Origin of the sequence: Vibrio sp. R-1 (assembly GCF_035615595.1) — a bacterium.
Taxonomy (GTDB): domain Bacteria; phylum Pseudomonadota; class Gammaproteobacteria; order Enterobacterales; family Vibrionaceae; genus Vibrio; species Vibrio cholerae.
The window spans coordinates 1-25,054 of sequence record NZ_WPDC01000032.1; the positions used below are offsets into that span (position 1 = coordinate 1).

Below are 25,054 nucleotides of genomic sequence, written 5' to 3' on the forward strand. Positions count from 1 at the left end.
CACTCGTTCACCCCAATCACATAGTTTGCCTATGTCTATGCCTATGCTTATGGGGATTCACTTACTTTCCGCCTACCTGCAACTTCAAGTAGTTTGAGATTTGGGAGGTCTTAAAATTAATTATTTGATTTTCCAGTTTTAAATTCCAGACATTGGTTTTCCACTAGTGAATTCTTATGTTACTTATCTAATTATCATTTCATCCCACTGCTTTTCGTGTAATATGCGCTGTTTTTTGTATGCTTCGACTCATGTCTTGTGAGTGGAATGGTGGCCCTTCGGCTGTTGCAGGCGGATTTTCTCTTGTTTGTGACCGATGTTTGGAAGGGGAAGATGGCTTTTTACCTCTGTTATTGGTGATTAAAAAATAATGGATAAAAAACTGGGTTTAGGCTCTCTCACGGCGCTAGTGATTGGTTCAATGATTGGTGCGGGCGTGTTTAGCTTGCCACAAAATATGGCAGCGGTTGCCAGTCCACTGGCAGTGATGATCGGTTGGTCGATCACTGGGATCGGCATGATCTTTCTTGCGCTCTCTTTTCAATATTTAGCCGTCAATAAACCCCATGTAAACAGTGGTGTGTTTGGTTTTGCTCGTGAAGGTTTTGGCGATTTTGCCGGATTTTGCTCGGCGTGGGGCTACTGGTTTAGTGCCATGGTCGCTAACGTCTCTTATCTGGTGATTGTATTTAGTACTTTAGGACTGCTGTTTGATTCACCTGATCAGATTATCTTTGGCTCTGGCAATACTTGGTGGTCAATTGGTGGTGCTTCTCTACTGTTGTGGGGAGTTCACAGCTTAGTGTTAAGAGGAGTGCAAACCGCTGCACTGATCAATCTCATCACCACTATGACCAAAATGGTGCCTTTGCTACTTTTCATTGTGTGTGCGATTGCGGCGTTTAACTGGTCTACATTTAGCTTGGATTTCGCAGGGCTCCATCACATTTCAGGCGCTGATCTGCTCGGTCAGGTCAAAGCGACCATGTTGATCACGGTTTGGGTCTTTGTGGGGATTGAAGGTGCTGTGGTGGTATCAAGCCGAGCACGTCAGCGTAAAGACATCGGTCGCGCGACCATTCTTGGGTTACTCACGGCTCTGTCGATTTATGTCTTAGTCACGCTGTTGTCGATGGGCGTGATTCAAGTCAATCAGTTGGCGCAATACCCGAATCCTTCTATGGCGCAAGTGTTGACTGCGATTATTGGTCCTTGGGGTAAGTACATTATTGCGGTTGGGCTTTTGATCTCGGTTTGCGGTGCGTTTTTGAGCTGGACGGTATTGGCTTCCGAAGCGCCTTTCCTTGCCGCCAAAGATAAGATGTTTCCCCGCCATTTTGCCAAGCAGAATCAAGCGGGAAGTCCAGTTAATGCCTTGTTCTTAACCACACTCTGTATCCAAGTCTCCTTGATCTTGGTGCGCTATACTGCCAGCACTTACGATAGCTTATTGATCTTTGCCTCAGAGATGATTTTAGTGCCGTATTTTCTGGTGGGCGCTTTTACCCTTAAGCTTGCTCTGGAGCAAGGAGATCGAGGGAAATTGCTATTGATTGGCTTTGGCGCAACGGCTTATGGTTTATGGTTGCTGTATGCTTCAGGTTTGCACTATTTGATGCTCTCAACCCTGTTGTATGTACCGGGCTTCGCTTTCTATCTCAAAGCAAAGCGTGAGCAAGGTGTAAAAGCATTCTGCGGTCGAGAAATGGTCGGAGCCAGCACCCTACTGCTGTTTGCCGTTGGGGCGGCAGGTATGCTTTGGCAAGGCGCTTGGTAAAATAGCGTTGATGCCATAGTCGACATTGTCTAAAGCACGGGACGGATAAAAGAAACCCCTCAAGCTCGTAGAGCTGAGGGGTTTTTTAGTAAGAAAACGTAATCCATTCTCGAGTGAGTTGCTGTGGTCATCTCACCGAATTTGCAGACTATTTACTGCGATTGACCGCCATATGGGCGAGCGTGATCAAGGCTTGTTTGTATTCGCTTTCTGGCAAAACCGCAAGTTCAGCGATGGCTTTATCCGCTTCATGCAGCGCCTTTTCAATGGTGTATTGTAAAGAGCCAGTTTGCTCCATCGCTGCGAGAATCTCATTAAGACGCGACATGCCATTGGCTTTCTCGATGGCTTCACGGATCATCGCGGCTTGCTCAGGATTACCGTGCTGCATCGCATAAAGCAGTGGTAGGGTAGGTTTGCCTTCTGCCAGATCGTCACCGACGTTTTTACCCATCTCATCACCATCTGAAGTGTAATCCATCACATCATCAATCAGTTGGAAGGCTGTGCCTAGGTATTTACCGTAGTTTTGCATCGCCAGTTCGACTTCAGGAGAAGCATCACAGAGGATAGCGCCAATCTGGGTTGCCGCTTCAAACAGACGTGCAGTTTTGGAGTAAATAACCTGCATGTAGCTGGCTTCGGTGGTATCAGGATCGTTACAGTTCATTAATTGCTGTACTTCACCTTCAGCGATCACGTTTACTGCATCACTCATCAGTTTCAGGATCTTCATTGATCCTAATTCTGTCATCATCTGAAACGAGCGAGTGTAGATAAAATCACCGACTAATACGCTGGCGGCATTACCAAACGCGGCATTGGCGGTTGCTTTACCGCGGCGCAAGTCTGATTCATCGACCACATCATCGTGCAACAGGGTTGCCGTATGAATGAATTCAATAAACGCAGCAGCAGTCGTGTGATGTGACCCTTGATAACCGAGCGCTTTGGCGGATAAAACCGCCAGCAATGGGCGTAAACGCTTCCCACCACCACTGATGATATAGAAACCCAGTTGGTTGATTAGGGAAACGTCAGAATTGAGTTGAGCGTGAATCGTTTCGTTCACTTTTGCCATGTCATTGGCAGTAAGCGCTTGGATAGCTTTAAAATCCATCGTAAATCCGGCTGAAATAAGAGCGTGTAAGGCATTTAGTCTTCTGGAATCGCTGCATAATACACTAAAAATCATTGATTAATACATGGCTTAAAGGCATGATTGCGGCACTTTTGTTTGGCGATTAGCTTTTCGCCATTTTTTTCAAAATATGGCTTGTCATAGGCACATCATTCACGTAGAATCTGCGCCCTATTGATGATTAGTTTAGCGCACACCCTTATCGCATAAAATATAAGCATAGGCTGTGCGGAAAGAGCGGAGTAAAATATGTACGCTGTTTTCCAATCTGGTGGTAAACAACACCGTGTAAGCGAAGGTCAAACTCTTCGTTTAGAGAAATTAGACGTTGAAACTGGTGCAACTGTAGAATTTGATAAAGTTCTGCTGGTTGCTAACGGTGAAGACATTAAAGTAGGTGCTCCTCTGGTTGAGGGCGGTAAAGTAGTTGCTGAAGTGGTACAACACGGTCGCGGCGATAAAGTAAAAATCGTTAAGTTCCGTCGTCGTAAGCACTCTCGTAAGCAACAAGGTCACCGTCAGTGGTTCACAGAAGTGAAAATCACTGGTATCAACGCTTAAGTTATTAGGAGAGTTCAACAATGGCACACAAAAAAGCTGGTGGTTCTACTCGTAACGGCCGCGATTCAGAAAGCAAACGTCTAGGTGTTAAGCGTTTCGGTGGTGAATCTGTACTTGCAGGTAACATCATCGTTCGTCAACGTGGTACTAAGTTCCACGCTGGCACTAACGTAGGTATCGGTAAAGACCACACTCTATTCGCTCTATCTGATGGTAAAGTGAAGTTCGAGGTTAAAGGTCCTAACAACCGTAAATTCGTTAGCATCGAAACTGCTGAATAAGCCAAGTTTCTTGATGAATTTAAAAGCCCTGCCGTTTGGTGGGGTTTTTTATTTATCGAAAGTGTGGTCGACCCTAGACCCTAGACCCTAGACCTGAATGTAGCCTGATCCAAGCAGGCGATTGTTTTCTGGGATCTACGTTCTCAGGTTTACTAGACTGATTAAGATTTCCCACGAGATTGAGTGGAGGAAAAATGAAATTCGTAGATGAAGCGGTAATTAAAGTTCAAGCTGGTGATGGCGGCAACGGTGTTGTGAGCTTCTGGCGTGAAAAATTCGTTACCAATGGCGGCCCTGATGGCGGTGATGGTGGTGATGGCGGCGATGTGTATATGGTCGCTGATGAAAACCTCAACACCTTGATTGACTATCGTTTCCAGCGCTTTTATGAAGCGGAGCGTGGTAAAAACGGCGGTGGCGGTAACTGTACGGGTAAAAGCGGTAAAGACAAAGAGCTGCGCGTACCGGTAGGTACTCGTGCCGTCGATATTCACACCAATGAAATCATTGGTGAAGTGGCCGAACATGGCAAAAAAGTCATGATCGCCAAAGGTGGTTGGCACGGTTTGGGCAACGCCCGTTTTAAATCGTCGGTGAACCGCTCTCCACGTCAAAAAACCTTGGGTACCAAGGGTGAGCTGCGTGATATTCGTTTAGAGCTGCTGCTGTTGGCTGACGTTGGTATGCTCGGCATGCCAAATGCGGGTAAATCGACCTTCATTCGTGCTGTTTCTGCGGCTAAACCTAAAGTGGCGGATTATCCGTTTACCACGCTAGTACCAAGTCTTGGTGTGGTGAGCGTGCTGCCGGAGAAAAGCTTTGTGGTGGCTGACATCCCAGGCTTGATTGAAGGCGCCGCAGAAGGGGCAGGTTTAGGGATTCGTTTCCTTAAACACCTTGAACGTTGTCGCGTGCTGCTACATATGATTGATATCATGCCAGCTGATCAAAGCGATCCTGCACACAATGCGTTGACCATTATTGATGAGCTTGAACAGTACAGTGAAAAGCTGGCGAAAAAGCCACGTTGGTTGGTGTTCAACAAAGTTGATCTGATGTCAGAAGAAGAAGCGGATGAGATCATTCAAAACATCATCGATGCTCTGGCATGGGAAGGCGATTACTTCAAAATCTCTGCGGCGAATCGTCAAGGCACCAAAGAGCTGTGCATGAAGCTTGCCGAGTTCATGGATACCTTACCAAGAGAAGCGGAAGAGAAAACAGAAGCCGAAAAAGTCGATTTCACATGGGATTATAACCATAAAGACGGATTGGCTGGTCGTGAAGTGATCACTGAAGATGATGACGATTGGGATGATTGGGACGACGAAGAAGATGACGGCCACGTTATCTATGTTCGTGACTGATTAACTCACTGGTATGCCGCAACTTAGTTGCGGCTTTTTTGTGTCTAAATCAACTTTCCTAAAGTTTGTTTCGGGCACACTTACTCTCTCTTCGGCATATTTAGGTTTTAGGAAAGGAATCATGGAATCCAAACAGAGAGCCGTTTCTCGTTTGATTGCTCAGGCAGGGCAGATGCTATTAGCGCATGGCGCAGAAAGTACTTTAGTCGGCGATATAATGCGCCGCATGGGGTTGGCGAGTGGGATGAGTGAAGTCGAAGTCTCTCTCTCGGCGAGCTCGCTTGTGGTGACGACCGTCTATAAAGAGCACTGCATTACGACTGCGCGACGCAGCCCAGATCGCGGCATCAATATGCGTGTGGTGACGCAGATTCAAAGGATCTGCATCATGATGGAAAAAGGCATTCTCGATCACAGCTTAGCGCAGCGAAAACTCAATCACATCAGTCCAGAGCGTTACAATCGTTGGCTAGTTGTGGTCATGATTGGCCTCTCTTGCGCGGCATTCAGCCGTTTGGCTGGGGGCGATTGGATGGTGTTTTTGATCACCTTGATCGCCTCGTCAGTTGGGATGATCGTTCGCCAAGAAATCGGCCATCGTCAGTTCAATCCACTCATCAATTTTGCGGCAACGGCTTTCGTGACTTCCGTGATTTCTGCCCAAGCTGTGATTTATCAACTCGGCAACAAACCGACGATCGTCATGGCCTCTTCCGTGTTAATGCTGGTGCCCGGCTTTCCATTAATTAATGCGGTCGCAGATATGCTCAAAGGTTACATCAATATGGGCATCGCACGCTTTGTGATGGCGAGTTTGCTGACTCTAGCCACGGCGCTCGGTATTGTCGCGGCAATGAGCATCACCGGAATTTGGGGGTGGTAATGTTAAGCTGGGATCTGTTTTTCGGACTACTCAACGACATGTTTTTTGCCGCGATTCCGGCGGTTGGGTTTGCTTTAGTCTTCAATGTGCCTGTGCCCGCATTGAAATATTGTGCGTTAGGTGGTGCACTTGGTCATGGCTCGCGTTATTTGATGATGCACTTTGGCGTACCGATTGAGTGGGCGAGTTTTTTTGCCGCCACTCTAGTGGGTATGGTTGGTGTTTATTGGTCTCGTCGTTTTCTGGCTCATCCTAAAGTGTTTACGGTTGCTGCACTTATCCCGATGGTTCCTGGTGTTTTTGCATTTAAAGCCATGATCGCGTTAGTCGAAATTAACCATGTGGGTTTTTCGCCCGAGCTGATGGAAGCCTTATTAGAAAACTTCCTTAAAGCCATGTTTATCATTGCGGGTTTGGCGGTTGGCCTTGCTGTACCTGGACTGTTATTCTACCGCCGCAAACCGATTATTTAAGGTAAGAGAAAAATGATGATCAGTATGATTGCCGCGATGGCAGACCAGCGCATTATTGGTAAAGATAACCAGATGCCTTGGCATCTACCGGCTGATTTCGCGTGGTTCAAACGCTGTACATTAGGGAAGCCTGTAGTGATGGGGCGTAAAACCTACCAATCGATCGGACGTCCTTTACCGGGGCGGCACAATATTGTGATCTCCCGTGATGCGAGTTTGCAGATTGAGGGGGTGGATGTGGTGACCTCCATTGAGGCAGCGCTGGCGAAAGCGGGTGAGGTCGATGAGGTGATGATCATCGGTGGTGGTAGCTTATATGCGGCCTGTTTACCGATGGCCCATAAACTGTATATTACCGAGATCCATGCAAAACTGGAGGGTGATACTCAGTTTCCTGAATGGGGGAGTGATTGGCTAGAGCGCTCTCGTGAGCATTATCCTGCCGATGAAAAAAATGCCTACGGGATGGATTTTGTGATTTTTGAACGCCAAAATCCCCTTCCTACGTGATGTTGCAGCAGTGTTGGCTGAGCAAATTGGTTCCAGACACATTTGTCACTTATTTGCCGCCGACCTGCAACTCCAAGTCGTTTGGGTATCGTCATAGCAGGTATAGTCAGAGCAGACACTGTCAACCCCCGTATCAACGGGTGCTGTTTTATGTTGGCAGCGCTGCTTGGCTAAAGTAATGTTTATCTTCCCAACGCAGCATAGTCAGGGTTCCGCCCCACACACAACCCGTATCTAGGCCGATCACCGTTTCACTCACATACCCTTCTAATGCCGCCCAATGGCCAAAAATCACCGTCTTTTCAAGAGCAATGCGCTGCGGTAATTGGAACCAAGGTAGTAAGCTACCGTCAGTCACTTCTTGAGGTGGCAGTTTGCATTGCATATCTAAACGACCATCTGGGAAACAAAAGCGCATACGAGTAAATGCGTTAACGATATAACGCAAGCGATCTATCCCTTGTAGCGTTGGATGCCATGCGTCGGGTTGGTCACTGTACATCTGCTCAATCAGGGTGCTCCACTCGGGGCTACGAAGTACAGACTCGACCTCTTGCGCTGCTTGACGTGCAGTGGCGAGATCCCATTGTGGTGAGACGCCAGCATGGCACAGTACAAACTCTTGATGTTCAGCGAGCAAAGGCTGCTGACGTAGCCAATCGAGTAATGGCGCGGCGTCGGGCGCATCTAAAATCGCTTGGGTTTGATCGCGCCGTTTAGCGGGATGGTGACCGAGTGCTACCGAGAGCAAATGCAAATCATGATTGCCGAGCACGACTCGCGCTGCATCCCCTAACTGATAGACAAAACGCAAGGTTTCTAGTGATTTTGGACCACGAGCGACCAAATCTCCCGCAAACCACAGCGTATCAAGCTGAGAATTAAATTCGGCCTGTTTGAGCAGTTGCTGTAGCTCGTCAAAACAGCCTTGAATATCTCCAACGATATAATTCGCCACACAAACTCCCTTAATTCAATACATGCGGAACGGCTAAACGAAATGGTTCAATCTCAACCGTGAAAGACTCACCTTGTTCATCAATCATCAAGTATTGACCCTGCATCACACCGACAGGAGTATCTAAGGCCGTGCCACTGCTGTAGGTATATTCATCGTTAGCTTTGATGCGAGGTTGCTCTCCCACAACGCCATCGCCTTCAACCACGGTCTGTTTGCCATCGGCATCCGTGATTAACCAGCGCCGACTCATCAATTGGACGGTCTGGGAGCTGAGGTTTTTGATGGTGATGAGATAGGCGAACACAAAGCGCTGATACTCAGGATTTGATTGTTCCTCAATGTAGCGAGTTTGAACCTGAATTTTGATACAGGGCAGCGAAACATCCATGAGCGACTCCTCAGCTTAGTAGTCAGATATTGGCAGATAAACAAAGGACGACTGAATGTCGTCCTTATCGATTATGCGTGAGTTTTGTGTGTGGCATCAAGCCAGTTCGCTAATGCCACAAATTGAGCCAAGGTCAGATTTTCTGGGCGCATACCTGGGTTGATGCCCAGAGTTTCCAGTGTTTCCGGTTCAGCCAAACCTTTATAACAGTTACGCACCGTTTTACGGCGTTGGTTAAAGCCTTCACGTACCGCGCGATCTAACCACTCTAAGCTGGTTGCTGGATGAGGGAGATCTTCATAAGGCACCAAACGTACCACGGCCGAATCCACTTTTGGTGGTGGCACAAATGCGCTAGGCGGCACTTCTAGCACCGGAACCACTTTACAGTAGTATTGCGCCATCACGGTTAGTCGACCGTAGGCCTTGGTTCCCGGACCTGCGGCCAATCGGTTCACCACCTCTTTTTGCAGCATGAAGTGCATGTCTTGAATATCACGGTGGAATTCAAACAAGTGGAACATCAGCGGCGTTGAGATGTTGTAAGGTAAGTTACCAAACACGCGAAGTTTGTTATTGGGTTTCACCAACTGCTTGAAGTCGAAACGCATCGCATCGCCTTCATGAATGGTCAACTTGCTGGCTAATTCTGGATGATTACGCAGGCGTTCGGCCAGATCGCGGTCAAGCTCAATGACAGTGAATTTATCCACTTCACGTCCTACCGGTTCTGTGATGGCGCCTAACCCTGGGCCGATTTCAACCAAGTTTTGCCCCGGTTTGGGATTAATTGCCGACACAATACCATCAATGATGTAAGGATCATTGAGGAAGTTCTGACCAAAGCGTTTACGCGCTTTGTGCCCTAAGTGGACATCATTTCTCATAGTTTTCTCTAAGTTATTGCGCTTTTTTATCAACTAATTCAATTGCGTAAGCTAATGCAGTCCAAAAGCTTCCCGCATCGGCTTGACCCGTTCCAGCCAGATCGAGTGCCGTACCGTGATCGACCGAAGTGCGGATAAAAGGCAGCCCGAGCGTAATATTGACTGAGCGGCCAAAGCCTTTGTATTTCAGCACCGGAAGCACTTGATCATGGTACATGCCGAGAACGGCATCCGCTTGTTGCAAGTATTTTTCACTAAAAATAGTATCGGCTGGTAAAGGGCCAACCAATTGCATGCCATATTGCTCACGCAAACGCTGTAGGGTAGGAGTGATGGTTTCGATCTCCTCCATGCCCAATACACCGTCTTCACCTGCGTGTGGATTTAACCCACATACGTAGATTTTAGGCTCTGCAATGGCAAATTTCTCGACTAAATCCTTGTGGAGAATATGAACAATCTGCTCTAGACGTTCACAAGTTATCGCTTGCGGCACTTCTGCGAGTGGCAGATGTGTAGTGACTAACGCAGTACGTAAGCCTTCGGTGGCCAGCATCATCACGACGAGGGGAGTTTTTGACTGTTCAGCAAAAAATTCGGTATGACCGCTGAAAGCCACCCCCGCACGGTTGATCACCCCCTTGTGCACAGGGCCGGTGACAATAGCATCAAATTCGCCATTCATACAGCCTTTTGCCGCTCTTTCCAGCGTTTTTAACACATAGTGTCCATTCGCTGGATTGAGTTGACTGGCGACGACGGGTTCAGCGAGAGGAATATGCTCAACCAACAAGGTTCCTGCTTGTTGAGCTTGCACTGGATTATCGCGTTGATAATCCAGTAGCTTAACCTGTATGCCAAGTTGCACGGCCCGCTGCGCCAATAACGCCTTATCGGCACACACCACCAGTTGATGTGGCCAATCTTGTGCTGAGAGGGCGAGCACCAGATCGGGACCGATCCCCGCGGGCTCACCAGCTGTGACAATGATGCGTTTACTGCTCATCCTTCTCGTCCTTCAAGACTTCAACAAAGGCGCTGGCACGCAGCTCTTGCAGCCAAGCACTGGCTTCTTCATTGAATTTACGATTGAACAAGATACGGTAGGCCTTGTTTTTCAGTGCGGAATCAGTTCTGTCCACTTCGCGACGATCGAGCACTTCTACAATGTGCCAACCATGTACGGTTTTAAACGGTTCACTGATTTGGCCTACGGGTAAGGTTTCAATCTGGTGTTTAAACTCTGGGACATACAGATCGGGAGTTTGATAGCCCAGTTCACCTTTTTGCGCGGCAGAGCCGGGGTCTTGGCTATATTGCTGTGCTAATTCTGCAAAGGTCACTTCGCCATTTTTGATGCGCTGTACAAATTCATTGAGCTGCTTTTGCGCGCCTTCATCGCTGAGGATGATGGTCGGTTTGATCAAAATGTGACGAGCATTAACTTCTGTGACCGCGACCGTTTCTAGGCCTTTGACATCATCTATTTTCAAAATGTGAAAACCGACACCACTGCGAAACGGGCCAATAATGCTGCCTTTGTTTTGCATTTTGATCTGATCAGCAAAGATGGTTGGCATCTCTTCTTTGCGCATCCATCCCCAATCTCCCCCTTGCAGGGCTTTGGGACCTTTGGAGTAGGCGTATGCCATTTGCGCAAAGTCTGCCCCATTTTTTAGGTCGTTGACCAGCTTGTTGGCCAAGGTTTCCGCGGCACTTTTATCTTGTCCGTCATCGACTCGCAGTTGAATATGACTGATTTTGTATTGCACGGTGGCATCGGTTTCCTGCGCAAGCAGCTCAGCTAACGTATCAACTTCGGCGGGCAGAATGTTGATACGACGACGAACTAAGGCATTGCGTGCATCACTCGCCGCCATCTCTTTACGGACTTGCTCACGGAACTCTGGGTAAGTTAAGCCTTCTTGCGTTACCGAAGCAATCAACTGCTCCTGAGTCTGTTGGTTGTTTTTCGCTATCTCTTTAATCGCTTCGTTGAGGCGGTTGTCATCAATTTTTACCCCAATCCGATCCGCTTCTTGCTGCTGCAAAGTATCGATGATCAGTTTTTCCAATACTTGTTCGCGCAGCACCGTTTCTTGTGGCAAAGGCTGCTTGTTCTGCTTGGCATTGGCCTTGATGGTTTTCAGGGCGCTGTCCACATCACTTTGTAGTATGACGCCGCTATTGACAATCACTGCCACGCTATCGAGTTGTTTGGGCTCTGCGTGAGCGTTGAAGAGAGTCAGCGCACTGAGAACGCTAATTAGTGTGGGTTTCCACAATTTCATGTGCAGTCCTATCTAAAATGTTTTAAGCCTGAGTTTCCTCAGGCTAGGTGAATTAGTTATTCAGGAAGAATGGGCGACCATAACCGAGTGAGTTACCTGCGCTATCGACACCTGTCATGCTTGAGCCTGCGCCAATGCTGGTGCCAAAACCAATAATCCCGATGTTAAAGCTGAAGTTATTTTCATAAATCGGAGTCGCGTAAGGATCCGTAACAAAGTTGCCGTTCCAGCTTTTTAGTTGGTTACTGTAAGTAAAGCCCACATACCAACAATCTGAAGTGTAAGTCAGGTTAGCCAGCCACTCTAACGCCTCATCTGTGGTCAGATCATAGTAATATTGACCGCTAGCCGACCATTTACGACTCAACTGGTAACCCGCCAAAATGCCCGCTTGTGAAATACCGTCTCGGGTAATGTCATCAATATTGGTAATGCTGTCGCCGACGGTATTGCGAATGTAATCCTTAGCAACATAGCGGTAGTTAGCTTGGATATAACCGCTGGCGACTCGATATTCTAATGTACTGTTGCCAAGTTGAACGGCTTGGCTATCGATGTCGTATTGAATGCCGCCGTGATAGAACAGATAGTCAGCAAAGTTAAAGTCCATCTCAACGGCCCAAGCGGAATAGCTGGTTTTATCCGATGTGCTGTCTGGATTTTTATTGGACGGATTGAGCTTGCTGTCCAGATAGAAAATCTGACCAAACGCGATATTGAGGCGTTCTTTATAGTTGCTATCAAAGAAACGAGTCGATGCACCGTAGCTGACTTGGTTGGCGGACTCAATTCGGTCTACGCCGCTGTATTTGCGACTGCGGAATAGCCCGTAGTAGTCGGTTTGCAGCAAAGTGGAATCATACAGACCAATATTGTCCTGATACTTTTCTGGCACGTAGAGATATTGAATTTTGGGTTCAAGGGTCTGAGTGTAGTCATCAAGCAGTACCGTATCTCGTTCAAGCACAATGCCAGCTACACTGCGAATCTCAGGGATAACGCGTGTCACACTCTCTTCCAGTTTGGCATCTGTGGTCTTATCAAGATCTTGTTGATAGTAGGTGCCCAAGACTCGTGCTTCGGTTGTCCAGTTGCCCCAAGTGTTGCTGAACGGAATTTTTAGCCCAGGTTCAATATGTACTCGAGTTGCTGAGGGTTTGCCTCTTGCATCGGTTTCAAAGCGCGAGACATGGCTGACAAGGTCAAGATCCAGATACTTCATCGTCTCTGGAGCATAGTAGTTGTAGCTGAGCTGCGGCATTAACCGATAAGGCAAGTTCGTGCTAGTGGTATCCTTGGTCAGCAGTTGGAAATCCCGCACCAACAGCGCAGAATCCCAGTTGTCGCTACGGTAAGTGGCGCGCCCTTCTTGGATAAGTTGTCCATCTTCACGATTACCGACTCCCGAATCTAAGTCAGAGAAATAGTTGATATCGCTGACTTTGGAGTAGTCGATTTCAAATTTCCAAGCTTGTTGGAAAATGCCGTTATGCTCATATTGGAATGCCCAGCGATCGCCTAATTCAGTGTGCAACTGATCGTCGGCAAGATATTCAGATTTGATTTGACCCGCACCAAAATCGGTCAGATAACGGAACACACTATTGAGTTGTGTACCGCGCTTTTGCATGTAGTTGAAGGTGGTTTCTAAGTCATATTGGGGTGCCAAGTTCCAATAGATTGGTACTTCAAACGAATAGCCATTTCGTGAGCCGTAAGAGGCCGTCGGGTATAGAAAACCAGTTTTACGCGTATCACCGATTGGCACAGTCAAATAGGGGAGATAGAACACAGGTACGTTTTGCACTTCAAGACGCGGATTGTAGAAGGTCGCAATCTCTTCATTCTGGTCCACATCAATGCTGGAAGCACGCATCCGCCATGCATTATCACCATCAGGACATGAGGTGATGGAGCCATCTTCAATTTCATACACGGCTTTGCCCGTTTTCGAAACATACACCGCTTCACCACGGCCCGGTTCACACAAAAACTGGTAGCGTGTATTTTCTAGCGTCATTTCATCGGTATTAAGATGGTTGGTCGCTTTGGTGGAGTGTGTTTTTATCTCACCATCACTGAACTGAACATTACCTTCAGCGACAACCACATTCTCTTGTTGATGCAAAGTCACGTTATCCGCAGCAATGCGTTTCTTACCTTGCACGACAACGACATTCCCCGAATAGGTCGCCTTCTGCCCATTGATTGCCTCTAGCTTATCCGCTTCGACATTGATAGGCTGTTGGCCGGGATTAGTAGGCTCAGGCTGGTTGACTAAACACTGCTCACCATTAGGTAATTGAGCGCGATTGTCATCCACACTCGCTTCTGCTTGTATCTGAGGTGCAAAGAGTGCAGCGCTAATCGAAGCGGCTAAAAACGTGCGGGAAAAGCATGACATGGGGTTGTACATCCTGTTGAACTTGTGGCCTGTTGAACTTGATGGATTCCGAACTTAGGAGCCTGAAATATAAACGGTCCTTATCATAAAGGAAATTGACGCTTGCGCCACTATCAGACCGCTTCACTCCAGAAAAATTCATAGATTGAGAGCACATAATGCATATTTTTGGCAAAATTCTTGGCGCTTTTTTTGGCTTCCTGTTTGGTGGCCCTTTTGGCGCAATCTTTGGGATCTTCCTTGGCCACCAGTTTGATAAGGCTCGTCGTTTAAATCAGGCTGGCTTTCAAAGTGGTACATTTGGTGCAGGCCCTAGCCAAGCGGAGCGCCAAGAGGAGTTTTTTAAATCCGCATTTTCGGTGATGGGGCATGTAGCAAAAGCCAAGGGTCAAGTCACCAAAGAAGAGATCCAACTCGCGACCATTATGATGGATCGCATGAACCTGACCCTAGAGCAAAAACGTGCTGCACAAGATGCGTTTCGTGACGGGAAAGAAAGCGATTTTCCTCTAGAGCAAGTGTTAGAGCGCGTGAAAATCGCCACGGGCGGACGTTTTGACCTGCTACAGTTTTTCCTTGAGCTGCAAGTCTCTTCCGCGTTTGCTGATGGGGATGTGCACCCAAGTGAGCGTCAAGTACTGCATCGTATTGCGCGTGGGCTTGGTTTTTCTTCCGAGCAGTTAGAGCGCCGTTTACGGATGCAGGAAGCGGCGTTTCGATTTCAACAAGGTGGTGGCTTTGGTGGTTCGCAGCAGCAATCCCATAGTGGGCAGCAATGGCAGCAGCCTTCATCACGCCATCAATTGGCCGATGCCTACGAAGTGCTTGGGGTGAGCGAAAGTGCGAGTGCACAAGAGGTGAAGCGAGCTTATCGTAAGCTGATGAATGAGCACCACCCAGATAAGCTGATGGCGAAAGGTTTACCGCCAGAGATGATGAACGTCGCGAAAGAGAAATCTCAGCAAATCCAACACGCTTATGAGCTGATCCGAAAGGAGAAAGGCATTAAGTAAGCTCATCGTCATTATGCGCTTAGCTTTTCTAAGGCAAACTTAACCGTTTGCCTTTCTTTTGCAGGCAAGAGAGCAATTGGAGTGGGGCGGTTTTCGATAGATAAAACTTTCGACAGATAAAACAAAACCCAGTCATAGACTGGGTTTCTAAAAGTGGCTCCTCCTGCTGGACTTGAACCAGCGACCTGCGGATTAACAGTCCGTCGCTCTACCGACTGAGCTAAGGAGGAATTATTCTTTTTAATGGTGCCGACTACCGGAATCGAACTGGTGACCTACTGATTACAAGTCAGTTGCTCTACCTACTGAGCTAAGTCGGCACATTTGTTATTGTTCGTGCAAGCACCAACAAGCAAAATTGTGGTGCCCGGAGGCGGAATCGAACCACCGACACGAGGATTTTCAATCCTCTGCTCTACCGACTGAGCTATCCGGGCGACGGGGTGTATTAAAAGGTTTTTCGTGGTGGTCGTCAACATGAAAATCTAAAAAAAATATCGTTTGTTGTTTTTCTATACTTAATGGCCTGTTTTTGTCCATTTCGTTTGCCAAAATATCGCTAAATGAACCACAAGACCCACACGCTCAGTGAAATAGAGAGTTTTAAGCGTAGCCAGAAAATCACAAAGTACGTAAAAATACCTGCTTGATAAATATTTTCAGTTATACCCTTCCTACTTGAAGCTGCAGCCGTGTTGGTTAAGTGTATTCATCCAATCATGGAGTAGGTAGGCTCATGGGATGAATGCACTGGCTGACGACAGGCAACGTCAAGAAGTTTGGGTATCATAAAGACGGGTAACCCATCAGTTCAGTGAAACGTTTTGCGATCACTGAACTGAAAGTATGCTTAACGAGTGACCTCAAAATGCGCAGCCCACTGTTCTAACTCGCGGGCGAGTTTGGTGAGAGTTTGCGTACTATTGTGGCTCTCCATCACCACTCGGCTCAGTTTTGAGCCACTTTCTTCAATCATATTGATTCGGCGAGCAATATCATCGCTGACTTGGGTTTGCTCAGCGGCCGCCGTGGCTATTTGATGGCTCATCGAAGAGACGCTTTCGAGTGCGCTGACAATCAATGCCAGCGCAGAAGCGGCATTTTCTGACTCTTGCACACTGCTTTGACTGGTTTGCCCACAAATCTGGATGGTTTGAATCGCATTACGCGACCCTTCCTGCAAATTGTGGATCATCTGCTGGATCTCTTTGGTACTGGTTTGCGTGCGGCCCGCTAAGTTACGCACTTCATCAGCCACGACGGCAAAACCGCGCCCTTGCTCGCCAGCGCGTGCCGCTTCAATTGCGGCATTCAGCGCCAGTAAATTGGTTTGCTCTGCAATATCACCAATCACATCCAGTACTTTAGCGATGTTTTTGACATCCAGATCCAGATCGGCAACCGCGGTGCTCGCAGTTTGTAATTGGGTCGCCAAGCCTTGAATATTGCTTACCGTGTTGTGGATGAGCTTTTGCGTATGCTGGCTTTGCTGATCCGCTTGATCGGTGTTGAATGCGGTATCACGCGCAGAATCGGCGACTTGGTTCGCTGAAGAGGCCATTTCGGTCATTGCAGTGGCAATCATGGCGGTAGATTGCTGCTGGCTATCCGTTAATTCGGCAATGCTTTTGGCACGAGTACCTGCGCCGGCTAATTCAGAACGTAAAGCAACCATGGATTGCTCAAGCTTAGCCACCAAGTCTGCAAGTGAGCTGCTCATCTGCTGCACTGCACCATAAATACTCTCTTTAGGGGCTTTTATCGCAAATTCACGACGAATGCGGCCTTGTGCCACCGCTTGTACTGCGCTGCGTACCTCATTGGGTTCACCGCCGATAATCAGCAGTATTTTACGAATCGCGACCAGTAACAGAGATAAAATCGCAACGGCGATCACCACACATAAGCTTAGTTGCCATTGCGCGGTAGACCAAAAACGCGCATTCACTTCGTTAAAACCAATACCCGTGCCGACAACCCAGCCCCAGTGTGGCGTTTTGCGCGCGATCGAGAGCTTTTCTTCAATCGAGCCATCTGCTTGCTTTTGTGTCCACGTATATTCCACTAACTTGCCCGATTGATGACGCAGCACATCTTGAATTAAGCGGCCCACACTATTGCCTTTACCATCTTTAAAATCGTGAAAACTGGTGTCGTGCAGTTGTGGGTCGAGCGGCGTCGCCACGAAAGTCATATTTTCATCTGCCACATACACATATTCATTATCTTTGTAGAGATTGTTGCGCATTAGGCGGGTGGCGAGCGCTTTGGCTTCTGGCTCCGACATTTTGCCTTCTTGAGCCAGCTTCTCTACCTCAGTCAAAATACTGTAGGCACTATTAAACAGCTCGGTTACACGCGCTTTGTTATCGAGATTGCTGGCCACACGTAACGTCCACAGCCCGGTCGCGGTTAGCGCGAGAAGAGCGGCGAGAATGATGGCAGATAATAAATAAGCTTGGGTTTTTAATTTCATAGTTTGAACCCTATGGGGAAGGTGTAAGCAGATTAAATTTTTGTGACGGTTTGATGTCGGCGAGATAGTAATGAGCTTGCTTATTTATTGATACGAAGTAAGTGTGAAAGTATGAGTTGGATTAAATTTTTGCCTCGAAATAAAAAAGGAAGAGGTGAGAACGATGAGTTAAGTGAGAGGCGGGATGTTTGCGAAGTGAGAAGCGAAATCCCAAATGCAGATAAAGAAAAACCCAGTCAATGACTGGGTTTCTAAAAGTGGCTCCTCCTGCTGGGCTCGAACCAGCGACCTGCGGATTAACAGTCCGTCGCTCTACCGACTGAGCTAAGGAGGAACAATTTTTATTGTGTCTATGGCACAACTTTTAATAGTGGTGCCTCGAGGCGGAATCGAACCACCGACACGAGGATTTTCAATCCTCTGCTCTACCGACTGAGCTATCGAGGCAAATTTTAAGTGGTGCCGGCTGCCGGAATCGAACTGGCGACCTACTGATTACAAGTCAGTTGCTCTACCTACTGAGCTAAGCCGGCACACGTAACCTTTGCTGTTTGTGTCTTACACCAACAATCTAAAATTCGTGGTGCCCGGAGGCGGAATCGAACCACCGACACGAGGATTTTCAATCCTCTGCTCTACCGACTGAGCTATCCGGGCAACGGAGCGCTATTAAACGGATTTTCCCTTTCCCCGTCAACCTGTTTTTTGAAATATTTCGAAAAATCAGTTTGATTGCCGTTATTTTCAGCAAACTGCGGGCTTTTTGTTATCCCGCGTTAAATTCCTTCTTAAATTTGGTCACTTTTTCCAGATAACGACGCGCTTCCGCATTCGGATGTTTTTTGGTTAACGCCCAATACACTTGGTTAGGTTGCAGGGCATTAAGGTCACGCATGGCGCGTTGACGATCACTGCTAAAGGTACTCAACACTCCGCCAGTGCCGCCGTTATAGGCAGAAATCATGCTGTATTCGAGAGATGTGGGGTGGCGAACCTCTTTCAAATAGCGATTTTTCAGGATGTAAAAATAGGCCGTACCGGTATCAATGTTGTTTTCTGGGTTAAACAGATACTCAGGACTGGGTTCGCCAGAGCGGTTTTTGACCAGCTTGAACACATCCCGTCCTGCGGTTTTAGGAACCACTTGCATTAAGCCATAAGCGTTGGCCCAACTCACCGCATAGGGGTTGAAACTGCTTTCGGTTTTGATGATCGCGTAGATCAGATCTTCCGGGATGTCGTATTTGCGAGAGGCTTTACGCACGATACTGGCGTATTTGTAGCCACGGATGTCGATTTGATCTTTGACCATGGGGATTTCGACGTAATAGGCTTTCTTGAAATCGACTTGCTTCACTTTCAAATGGTTAGCGATGAGGTAATCGGCGTAACGGTTAGCGCGCCATGACCACTGGATTGGCTGACCATCTTGATCGAGTACCTGCTGATACAAAAAGGGTTGGCCTTTGAGTTCAATGTCTTTTGAGGAGAAAAGATCGACGTGCGCGGGATCATCGGGAGTCAGTAAGGTGGTGATGATCGCATTGCGTAAATGGGCTTTAGGATCGATAGGTGAAACAGTTTCTACTATGATTCGACCTTCGGTGAAGTTGACTTCAGAGCGGCTTAGGTAGTTATCTATGTATTTGACGTAGTTATTTTTGCCAGCGATTTTTAGCTCGCGGCGTCCCCAACGTTTTTCGATATTGCCGGAGAAGCTGTTGATTAATGCATCCAGTGCGGCGGTGTCTTTCTGAAACTGTCCAGGTAATTCGGCTAAGTTCTTGGCGAAACGGTTAGTGGGCTCGTAATCAACATCGTAAATTTTCTCGATAAATTCACGACTACAGCCACTCAATAATAGAGCGGTGATACATAACACTAACTTTCTCATGCGCCTCCTAAAGCGAGCTTTCGCTACTCCTGATACGAAAATGACATCATAACCCAGCGGCATGATGTCATTTTTTGCAAGCAGATGAAATCCGAAATTTCTTACTTTGCAGGCGGTGTATAACCTTCGATATGGACTTCTTTACCTTCAAACAGGAAGTTCACCATCTCTTGCTCCAGCAATTTGCGGTGTTCAGGATCCATCATGTTGAGCTTTTTCTCATTGATCAGCATGGTCTGTTTGGTCTGCCATTGTGCCCAAGCTTCTTTGCAGATGTTGTCGAAAATGCGTTTGCCCAGTTCGCCGGGATAGAGTTGGAAATCCAAGCCATCGGCTTCTTTCTGCAATCGGGTACAAAATACGGTGCGAGCCATTCACTCTTCCTCTTTAAATGTGGCTATCAATGTCGAAAGGTAAGCTGTGCAACAGTTGTTTCACTGGTGCCGCGAGACCAATCTCATCGGGTTGGCTTAAGTTATACCAAAGACCTTTGCTCCCTTCCATGATGATGTCCGGTTTGCGGCTTAATTGCAGCAAAATCGGCGTGATATCGAGATGGTAGTGACTAAAGGTGTGGCGAAATGCGATCAGGGTTTTCTGCGATGTTATTGTGCTATCGCCGATGGCGCGCTGATCTATGGTGGTTTGAATATTGGCGATCTCTGATTGCGGGAAGCAGTACAAACCGCCCCAAATTCCGCTTTGCGGGCGCTGCTCAAGCCAGACGGCATTGTCGTGATAGAGCATGACAAACCAAGTGGCTTTGACGGGTTTATCTGTTTTCGGTTTCTTGCCCGGATACTCTTGGGGATTGCCTTGCTGCTTGGCAAGGCAAAACGATTCTACTGGGCACAGGCTGCATTTTGGCTTGCTGCGAGTGCAGATCATTGCGCCCATATCCATCATGGCTTGGTTGTATTTATCAACATCCACTTTGGGCGTGTGCATTTCTGCATAATGCCAAAGCTGGTTTTCGACACTTTTTTGCCCCGGCCAACCTTCAACGGCAAAGCAGCGCGCTAACGTGCGTTTCACGTTGCCATCCAAAATGGCGTGTGGTTTTTTATACACAGAAGAGAGTACGGCTGCCGCGGTAGAACGGCCAACACCGGGTAGCGCATTCATCTGCTCTAAATCGGTGGGAAATTCGCCGCCATATTCATTCACAATCATTTTCGCTGCTTTATGTAGATTGCGCGCTCTGGCGTAGTAGCCAAGCCCCGTCCAGAAATGCAGCACTTCATCTTGCGGCGCTGCCGCGAGGGCGTGTACGGTCGGAAAGCGCTCTAAAAAGCGTTCAAAGTAGGGGATCACGGTCGCGACTTGGGTCTGCTGTAACATGATTTCCGATAACCAAACGCGATACGCATTTTTATTTTGTTGCCACGGCAGGTTTTTGCGGCCGTAGGCGTCATACCAAGTAAGGATGGCCTGTGCAAAAGGAGTCACGACTTGCTCATTATTATTGTCTAAACTAGTGGAGCAAAATTGCACCACAGATTGGTGGTGAAGTAAAACCGACAAACATTGGGGATATTCTCCTCCTTCCTATTCGAAGCTGTGGCGGTGTTGGCGGCAACGGCAAAGAGTTTGGGGGTAGGATGGTAAGCGGTCAGTAATAACACTTGCACCGTTGACGATTCTTTGGATAATTCCCGCTCTGATTTAGTAATGTGCAGGCAATAGAAATGAGCGAAGTCATCACCCAGGAATATACCGAAGATGGCAAAGTGCTGCGTCGTATTCGTAGCTTTGTTCGTCGTGAAGGTCGTTTGACCAAAGGCCAGGAAGCCGCAATGAAAGAGTGCTGGCCAACCATGGGGATTGATTACCAGCCAGAGCTGTTGGATTGGCAACAGGTGTTTGGTAACGATAATCCGGTTGTGTTGGAGATTGGTTTTGGCATGGGCGCGTCTTTGGTCGAAATGGCGAAAAACGCACCTGAGAAAAACTTCCTCGGCATTGAAGTACACAGCCCTGGTGTCGGTGCTTGTTTGGCTTCGGCGCGTGAAGCGGGTGTCACTAACTTGCGTGTGATGTGCCATGACGCGGTGGAAGTGTTTGCACACATGATCCCAGATAACAGCCTGCACACTTTGCAATTATTCTTCCCAGATCCTTGGCACAAGAAGCGTCACCACAAGCGCCGTATCGTGCAGCTTGAGTTTGCTGAAATGGTACGCCAAAAGCTCATTATCGGCAGCGGTGTATTCCACATGGCAACCGACTGGGAAAACTACGCAGAACACATGATTGAAGTGATGAATCAAGCGCCCGGTTTTGCTAACTTGGCAACCGATGGCGATTACATTCCGCGTCCTGATGAGCGCCCACTGACTAAGTTTGAGCAGCGTGGTCACCGTTTAGGTCACGGAGTGTGGGACATCAAGTACCAGCGCACTGCGTAAAGAGAGAATTTTGCTTAAGCCAACATTTGATGTTGGCTTTTTTGACCCTAATCCTCGAGCTATTGAACAGCTGAAGTAGCTTGAGACAAACTAATAATAAAGAGTCAACCATGAAGCCAACAGCAGAGATTTTAGCCAGCATTATTGAAGAAGTTCGCCCGCTCACTGGGCAGGGTAAAGTCGCCGATTACATTCCCGCACTCGCCAAAGTACCAAGTGAAAAATTGGGCATTGCCGTGTTCACCAATCAAGGGGAAGTCATCACGGCAGGCGATGCACAGGAAGGGTTTTCGATTCAGTCGATCTCCAAAGTGCTGAGCTTGACGCTCGCGATGGGCTTGTATCAGCCAGATGAACTGTGGAGCCGCGTGGGTAAAGAGCCTTCAGGGCAAGCATTTAACTCGTTAATTCAGCTTGAAATGGAGCAGGGAATTCCGCGTAATCCATTTATCAATGCCGGCGCGATTGTGGTGTGCGACATGCTGCAAAGTCGCCTCTCTGCACCTCGTCAGCGTCTGTTGGAGTTTGTACGCCAACTCAGCGGTGAGCCGCTCATTGCTTATGACAAAGTCGTGGCAGCATCGGAGATGATGCACAGTGATCGCAACGCGGCGATTGCCTATTTGATGCGTTCTTTTGGCAATTTCCACAATGAGGTTATTCCGGTACTGCACAACTATTTTCACGCCTGCGCATTGAAAATGAGCTGTGTTGAGCTGGCGAAAACCTTCAGCTATCTTGCCAACAAAGGTGTTTCTGTGGTGACGGGGGAAACGGTGATAACCCCAACCCAAAGCAAACAAACCAATGCCTTACTCGCCACGTGCGGCTTGTATGATGGGGCAGGAGAGTTTGCCTATCGAGTTGGTATGCCCGGAAAATCAGGTGTTGGCGGTGGGATTATTGCTGTGGTGCCGGGAGAAATGACGATTGCAGTGTGGTCCCCCGCGCTGGATCAATCGGGTAACTCGCTCGCGGGGACTCGCGCGTTAGAGTTACTCGCGCAGCGGATTGGCCGTTCGATTTTTTAAGCTAAAAATAAAGAGGCGCACGCGCCTCTTGGTTATTCTTCTTCATCAGCCATAAAGGCTTCGAGCAGATCATTGAGGAACAGTTTGCCCTTTTCCGTGATTTGCCAGTGCTGATCATCTTCACTGAGATAGCTTTCGCTGATTGCCCAATCTAAGGTTGGGCGGATCACGTCAATCGTAAGTCCCGTGGTGGCGGTAAAATCGGCTTTCGGGCAGGGCTCAATCAAGCGAAAGCGGTTCATAAAAAACTCAAACGGCTTGTCTTCATCAGCAACCAACTGCTCGCTATCTAAATAGGCTTTGGCCAGATTGTTCAACGCTGCCAAGTAGCCGCGCGGGTGTTTGGTTTTGGTGGTGCGGACAATGCGCCCATCAGCAAAACTCAGTTTGCCGTGCGCGCCACAGCCAATCCCGAGGTAATCACCAAAGCGCCAATAGTTGAGGTTGTGCTGACACTGATAGCCCGGCTTGCTATAGCCAGAAATCTCATACTGCACATACCCTGCCTCACTGAGCTTTTGATGGCCGAGTTCGAAAATATCCCATAGCGCATCTTCATCCGGCAGCTTAGGCGGTTTCGAGTAAAACAGCGTGTTGGGTTCAATCGTCAGTTGATACCAAGAGAGATGCGGCGGATTCAGTGCGATCGCCTGATCCAAATCGGCCAGTGCTTGCTCTGGAGTTTGATCCGGTAAACCGTGCATCAAATCCAAATTAAAGCTGTTGAGGCCAATTTGGTGTGCTAACTGTGCGGCGCGAACCGCTTCTTGTTGGCCGTGGATGCGCCCTAAACGCGCTAATTTTTCTGGCTCAAAACTCTGCACACCAATCGAAATGCGTGTGACCCCAGCGGTGCGATAGCCAGCAAAACGCTGCGCTTCAATTGTGCCGGGGTTGGCTTCCATAGTGATTTCAATCTCTGGCTTAAACGCAATACGCTTAGCAACGCCTTGCAGCAAACGCGCGATGCCTTCAGCAGAGATAAGGCTCGGTGTGCCGCCGCCAATAAAGATCGAATGCAGCAGGCGAGGATCGCCCTTGAGCTGGTAACGCTCAATGTCGCGATCCAGATCTTCCAGCAGCGCATCCAAATACTCTTGCTCAGGAATCTCGCCTTTCTGCGCGTGCGAGTTGAAATCGCAGTACGGGCATTTCTGCACGCACCACGGAATATGAATGTACAAGCTAAGCGGCGGAGGCGTTAGCATGCTCGCTGCTCTTCAATTGCTTTGAATAGTTTTTGCAGGGCTTTGCCGCGATGGGATAGCTGCTTTTTGCGCACCGGTTCTAGCTCAGCAGAAGCGCATTTTTCTTCCGGAACCCAGAAAATAGGATCGTAACCAAAGCCATTACTACCGTGTGGTGCGGTGAGGATTTTGCCTTCCCACTTGCCGTGGCAAACGATAGGCGTTGGGTCATCCGCGTGGCGCATTAACACCAGCACACAATGAAAACGCGCGCTGCGCTGTTCGTCTGGCACATCTTGCATCGCCACTAGCAGCTTATTGAGATTGTCTCCGTCGTTGGCATGCTCGCCCGCGTAGCGCGCGGAATAGATGCCCGGCGCACCGTTTAGGTAGTCTACTTCCAAACCGGAATCATCGGCAATCGCCGGTAATCCGGTAATTTGCGCGGCATGACGTGCCTTGATGATCGCATTTTCGATAAAAGTGGTGCCTGTTTCTGCCACTTCAGGGACGTTGAATTCGCTTTGCGCGACGACATCAAACCCAAAATCGGACAATAGGTCCGCCATTTCACGCACTTTGCCTTGATTGCCCGTGGCTAAAACGATCTTTTTCATGCTGTTCTCTGTGGTTTATATGGGGAAAACCGACGGCTGCGTCGTAGATTCCCCATGTCTTCTATAAAATTACTGTTCGGTATAGAACTTTTGGCTGAAGGTCAGTTTTCCCGCCCCTTTCAGACCGGCATCGACATCAATATCAAAGGTCAGCATCTCTTCATTGCTGATCGGCACTTCCGCCAAGTAGTAAATCGCGTTGCCTTCTTTGACTTGCTTAAAGCTCAGTTCACGCAAGTTACCAATCAGGTTTTTGGCATGGCCGGTCAGCTTGGCTTCGGTCGCCGGTTTGCCGAGTGACGCGCGATTTAACACGCTGATATTGAGAATTGCGGTATAGCCGTTGCGCGTCAGCTGATAACTGCTCGCCACCTTCGGGGTTAAAAAGGTTGAGTTGAACGCCGAATAGTGCACTTCAATATCTTTAATGGTTTTTTGCTGCTCAGCGCTCGCTGGCAAAGCCAATAGGGTGAGCAGTAGTGACATCATCCATTTACCCATAAT

General features: G+C 48.2%; 24 protein-coding genes and 7 tRNA genes. 10 read left to right on the forward strand and 21 right to left on the reverse strand.

Annotation, left to right across the window (positions count from 1 at the left end; all coding sequences use genetic code 11):
* The first annotated feature begins 370 nt into the window (after positions 1-370).
* On the forward strand, positions 371-1,777 hold the full coding sequence (locus tag GOU96_RS08940) for a basic amino acid/polyamine antiporter (protein WP_057557431.1): 1,407 nt from the start codon (positions 371-373) through the stop codon (positions 1,775-1,777).
* A 148-nt stretch (positions 1,778-1,925) separates the two neighbouring features.
* Here GOU96_RS08940 and ispB read toward each other — a convergent pair whose 3' ends face one another.
* Positions 1,926-2,897, reverse strand: coding sequence for an octaprenyl diphosphate synthase (gene ispB, locus GOU96_RS08945; RefSeq protein WP_000345930.1), 972 nt, complete (start codon positions 2,895-2,897; stop codon positions 1,926-1,928).
* Between the two features lie 270 nt (positions 2,898-3,167).
* Here ispB and rplU point away from each other — a divergent pair, with 270 nt between their 5' ends.
* The 6 genes from rplU to folA all read left to right on the forward strand — a co-directional run bounded on the left by rplU (position 3,168) and on the right by folA (position 6,993).
* The gene (rplU, locus tag GOU96_RS08950) at positions 3,168-3,479 is read left to right on the forward strand and encodes a 50S ribosomal protein L21 (protein ID WP_000271393.1); all 312 of its coding nucleotides are present in this window, start codon (positions 3,168-3,170) and stop codon (positions 3,477-3,479) included.
* Positions 3,480-3,499: 20 nt separating this feature from the next.
* Entirely contained in the window at positions 3,500-3,760 is a 261-nt protein-coding gene (gene rpmA, locus GOU96_RS08955) for a 50S ribosomal protein L27 (RefSeq protein WP_000940599.1), read from the forward strand.
* Between the two features lie 194 nt (positions 3,761-3,954).
* Positions 3,955-5,127 carry an Obg family GTPase CgtA gene (gene cgtA, locus GOU96_RS08960; RefSeq protein ID WP_000673586.1) on the forward strand — a complete coding sequence of 391 codons (1,173 nt, stop codon included), beginning with the start codon at positions 3,955-3,957 and terminating at the stop codon, positions 5,125-5,127.
* A gap of 121 nt (positions 5,128-5,248) precedes the next feature.
* Complete coding sequence (locus GOU96_RS08965; protein WP_000444259.1) at positions 5,249-6,010, forward strand: threonine/serine exporter family protein; 762 nt, start codon at positions 5,249-5,251, stop codon at positions 6,008-6,010.
* Positions 6,010-6,483: a threonine/serine exporter family protein gene (locus tag GOU96_RS08970; RefSeq protein ID WP_000954087.1), complete on the forward strand. Its 474-nt coding sequence runs from the start codon at positions 6,010-6,012 to the stop codon at positions 6,481-6,483. The genes GOU96_RS08965 and GOU96_RS08970 overlap by 1 nt, the downstream gene beginning before the upstream one ends.
* 12 nt (positions 6,484-6,495) lie before the next feature.
* Positions 6,496-6,993 carry a type 3 dihydrofolate reductase gene (folA, locus tag GOU96_RS08975; protein WP_000973540.1) on the forward strand — a complete coding sequence of 166 codons (498 nt, stop codon included), beginning with the start codon at positions 6,496-6,498 and terminating at the stop codon, positions 6,991-6,993.
* Between the two features lie 148 nt (positions 6,994-7,141).
* Here folA and GOU96_RS08980 read toward each other — a convergent pair whose 3' ends face one another.
* The 6 genes from GOU96_RS08980 to lptD all read right to left on the reverse strand — a co-directional run bounded on the left by GOU96_RS08980 (position 7,142) and on the right by lptD (position 13,924).
* Positions 7,142-7,951, reverse strand: a complete 810-nt coding sequence (locus tag GOU96_RS08980; RefSeq protein ID WP_267781541.1) for a symmetrical bis(5'-nucleosyl)-tetraphosphatase — start codon at positions 7,949-7,951, stop codon at positions 7,142-7,144.
* Positions 7,952-7,961: 10 nt separating this feature from the next.
* A complete protein-coding gene (gene apaG / locus GOU96_RS08985) occupies positions 7,962-8,342 on the reverse strand; it encodes a Co2+/Mg2+ efflux protein ApaG (RefSeq protein WP_000383338.1) in 381 nt (126 codons plus the stop codon).
* A 71-nt stretch (positions 8,343-8,413) separates the two neighbouring features.
* On the reverse strand, positions 8,414-9,229 hold the full coding sequence (gene rsmA, locus GOU96_RS08990) for a 16S rRNA (adenine(1518)-N(6)/adenine(1519)-N(6))-dimethyltransferase RsmA (protein ID WP_267781543.1): 816 nt from the start codon (positions 9,227-9,229) through the stop codon (positions 8,414-8,416).
* Positions 9,230-9,242: 13 nt separating this feature from the next.
* Positions 9,243-10,235 carry a 4-hydroxythreonine-4-phosphate dehydrogenase PdxA gene (gene pdxA / locus GOU96_RS08995; protein ID WP_267781545.1) on the reverse strand — a complete coding sequence of 331 codons (993 nt, stop codon included), beginning with the start codon at positions 10,233-10,235 and terminating at the stop codon, positions 9,243-9,245.
* Positions 10,225-11,520 carry a peptidylprolyl isomerase SurA gene (surA, locus tag GOU96_RS09000; RefSeq protein ID WP_267781547.1) on the reverse strand — a complete coding sequence of 432 codons (1,296 nt, stop codon included), beginning with the start codon at positions 11,518-11,520 and terminating at the stop codon, positions 10,225-10,227. Before surA ends, pdxA begins: the two co-directional genes overlap by 11 nt.
* A 52-nt stretch (positions 11,521-11,572) precedes the next feature.
* The gene (lptD, locus tag GOU96_RS09005) at positions 11,573-13,924 is read right to left on the reverse strand and encodes an LPS assembly protein LptD (protein ID WP_001277601.1); all 2,352 of its coding nucleotides are present in this window, start codon (positions 13,922-13,924) and stop codon (positions 11,573-11,575) included.
* A gap of 158 nt (positions 13,925-14,082) precedes the next feature.
* On the opposite strand from lptD, the gene djlA reads away from it, so the two are divergent.
* Positions 14,083-14,937 (forward strand): co-chaperone DjlA, encoded by an 855-nt coding sequence (djlA, locus tag GOU96_RS09010; protein ID WP_000546924.1) that lies wholly within the window; start codon positions 14,083-14,085, stop codon positions 14,935-14,937.
* A gap of 154 nt (positions 14,938-15,091) precedes the next feature.
* Here the strand turns inward: djlA and GOU96_RS09015 are convergent.
* The 11 genes from GOU96_RS09015 to mutY all read right to left on the reverse strand — a co-directional run bounded on the left by GOU96_RS09015 (position 15,092) and on the right by mutY (position 20,756).
* Positions 15,092-15,167, reverse strand: a tRNA-Asn gene (locus tag GOU96_RS09015).
* A 14-nt stretch (positions 15,168-15,181) separates the two neighbouring features.
* Positions 15,182-15,257 (reverse strand) — tRNA-Thr (locus GOU96_RS09020).
* Positions 15,258-15,298: 41 nt separating this feature from the next.
* Positions 15,299-15,374, reverse strand: a tRNA-Phe gene (locus GOU96_RS09025).
* A gap of 413 nt (positions 15,375-15,787) precedes the next feature.
* Positions 15,788-17,413 carry a methyl-accepting chemotaxis protein gene (locus GOU96_RS09030; protein ID WP_000769915.1) on the reverse strand — a complete coding sequence of 542 codons (1,626 nt, stop codon included), beginning with the start codon at positions 17,411-17,413 and terminating at the stop codon, positions 15,788-15,790.
* 258 nt (positions 17,414-17,671) lie between these two features.
* Positions 17,672-17,747 (reverse strand) — tRNA-Asn (locus GOU96_RS09035).
* Positions 17,748-17,784: 37 nt separating this feature from the next.
* Positions 17,785-17,860: transfer RNA gene (locus GOU96_RS09040), tRNA-Phe, on the reverse strand.
* A gap of 10 nt (positions 17,861-17,870) precedes the next feature.
* Positions 17,871-17,946, reverse strand: a tRNA-Thr gene (locus tag GOU96_RS09045).
* 48 nt (positions 17,947-17,994) lie between these two features.
* Positions 17,995-18,070: transfer RNA gene (locus tag GOU96_RS09050), tRNA-Phe, on the reverse strand.
* Between the two features lie 109 nt (positions 18,071-18,179).
* Positions 18,180-19,307: a membrane-bound lytic murein transglycosylase MltC gene (gene mltC, locus GOU96_RS09055; protein WP_001230176.1), complete on the reverse strand. Its 1,128-nt coding sequence runs from the start codon at positions 19,305-19,307 to the stop codon at positions 18,180-18,182.
* Positions 19,308-19,408: 101 nt separating this feature from the next.
* Complete coding sequence (locus GOU96_RS09060; protein WP_000124738.1) at positions 19,409-19,681, reverse strand: oxidative damage protection protein; 273 nt, start codon at positions 19,679-19,681, stop codon at positions 19,409-19,411.
* Between the two features lie 13 nt (positions 19,682-19,694).
* Positions 19,695-20,756 (reverse strand): A/G-specific adenine glycosylase, encoded by a 1,062-nt coding sequence (gene mutY, locus GOU96_RS09065; protein WP_267782731.1) that lies wholly within the window; start codon positions 20,754-20,756, stop codon positions 19,695-19,697.
* 239 nt (positions 20,757-20,995) lie between these two features.
* Here mutY and trmB point away from each other — a divergent pair, with 239 nt between their 5' ends.
* Together trmB and glsB are read left to right on the forward strand one after the other, a co-directional pair.
* Positions 20,996-21,715 carry a tRNA (guanosine(46)-N7)-methyltransferase TrmB gene (gene trmB, locus GOU96_RS09070; protein WP_000005581.1) on the forward strand — a complete coding sequence of 240 codons (720 nt, stop codon included), beginning with the start codon at positions 20,996-20,998 and terminating at the stop codon, positions 21,713-21,715.
* 110 nt (positions 21,716-21,825) lie between these two features.
* Entirely contained in the window at positions 21,826-22,746 is a 921-nt protein-coding gene (gene glsB / locus GOU96_RS09075) for a glutaminase B (RefSeq protein WP_000805057.1), read from the forward strand.
* Between the two features lie 32 nt (positions 22,747-22,778).
* Here glsB and hemW read toward each other — a convergent pair whose 3' ends face one another.
* The 3 genes from hemW to GOU96_RS09090 all read right to left on the reverse strand — a co-directional run bounded on the left by hemW (position 22,779) and on the right by GOU96_RS09090 (position 25,051).
* Positions 22,779-23,954 carry a radical SAM family heme chaperone HemW gene (gene hemW / locus GOU96_RS09080; protein ID WP_174499836.1) on the reverse strand — a complete coding sequence of 392 codons (1,176 nt, stop codon included), beginning with the start codon at positions 23,952-23,954 and terminating at the stop codon, positions 22,779-22,781.
* Positions 23,948-24,550: an XTP/dITP diphosphatase gene (locus tag GOU96_RS09085; protein ID WP_174499837.1), complete on the reverse strand. Its 603-nt coding sequence runs from the start codon at positions 24,548-24,550 to the stop codon at positions 23,948-23,950. Before GOU96_RS09085 ends, hemW begins: the two co-directional genes overlap by 7 nt.
* 69 nt (positions 24,551-24,619) lie before the next feature.
* Positions 24,620-25,051, reverse strand: a complete 432-nt coding sequence (locus tag GOU96_RS09090; RefSeq protein WP_267782728.1) for a DUF4426 domain-containing protein — start codon at positions 25,049-25,051, stop codon at positions 24,620-24,622.
* Between the last annotated feature and the right edge of the window lie 3 nt (positions 25,052-25,054).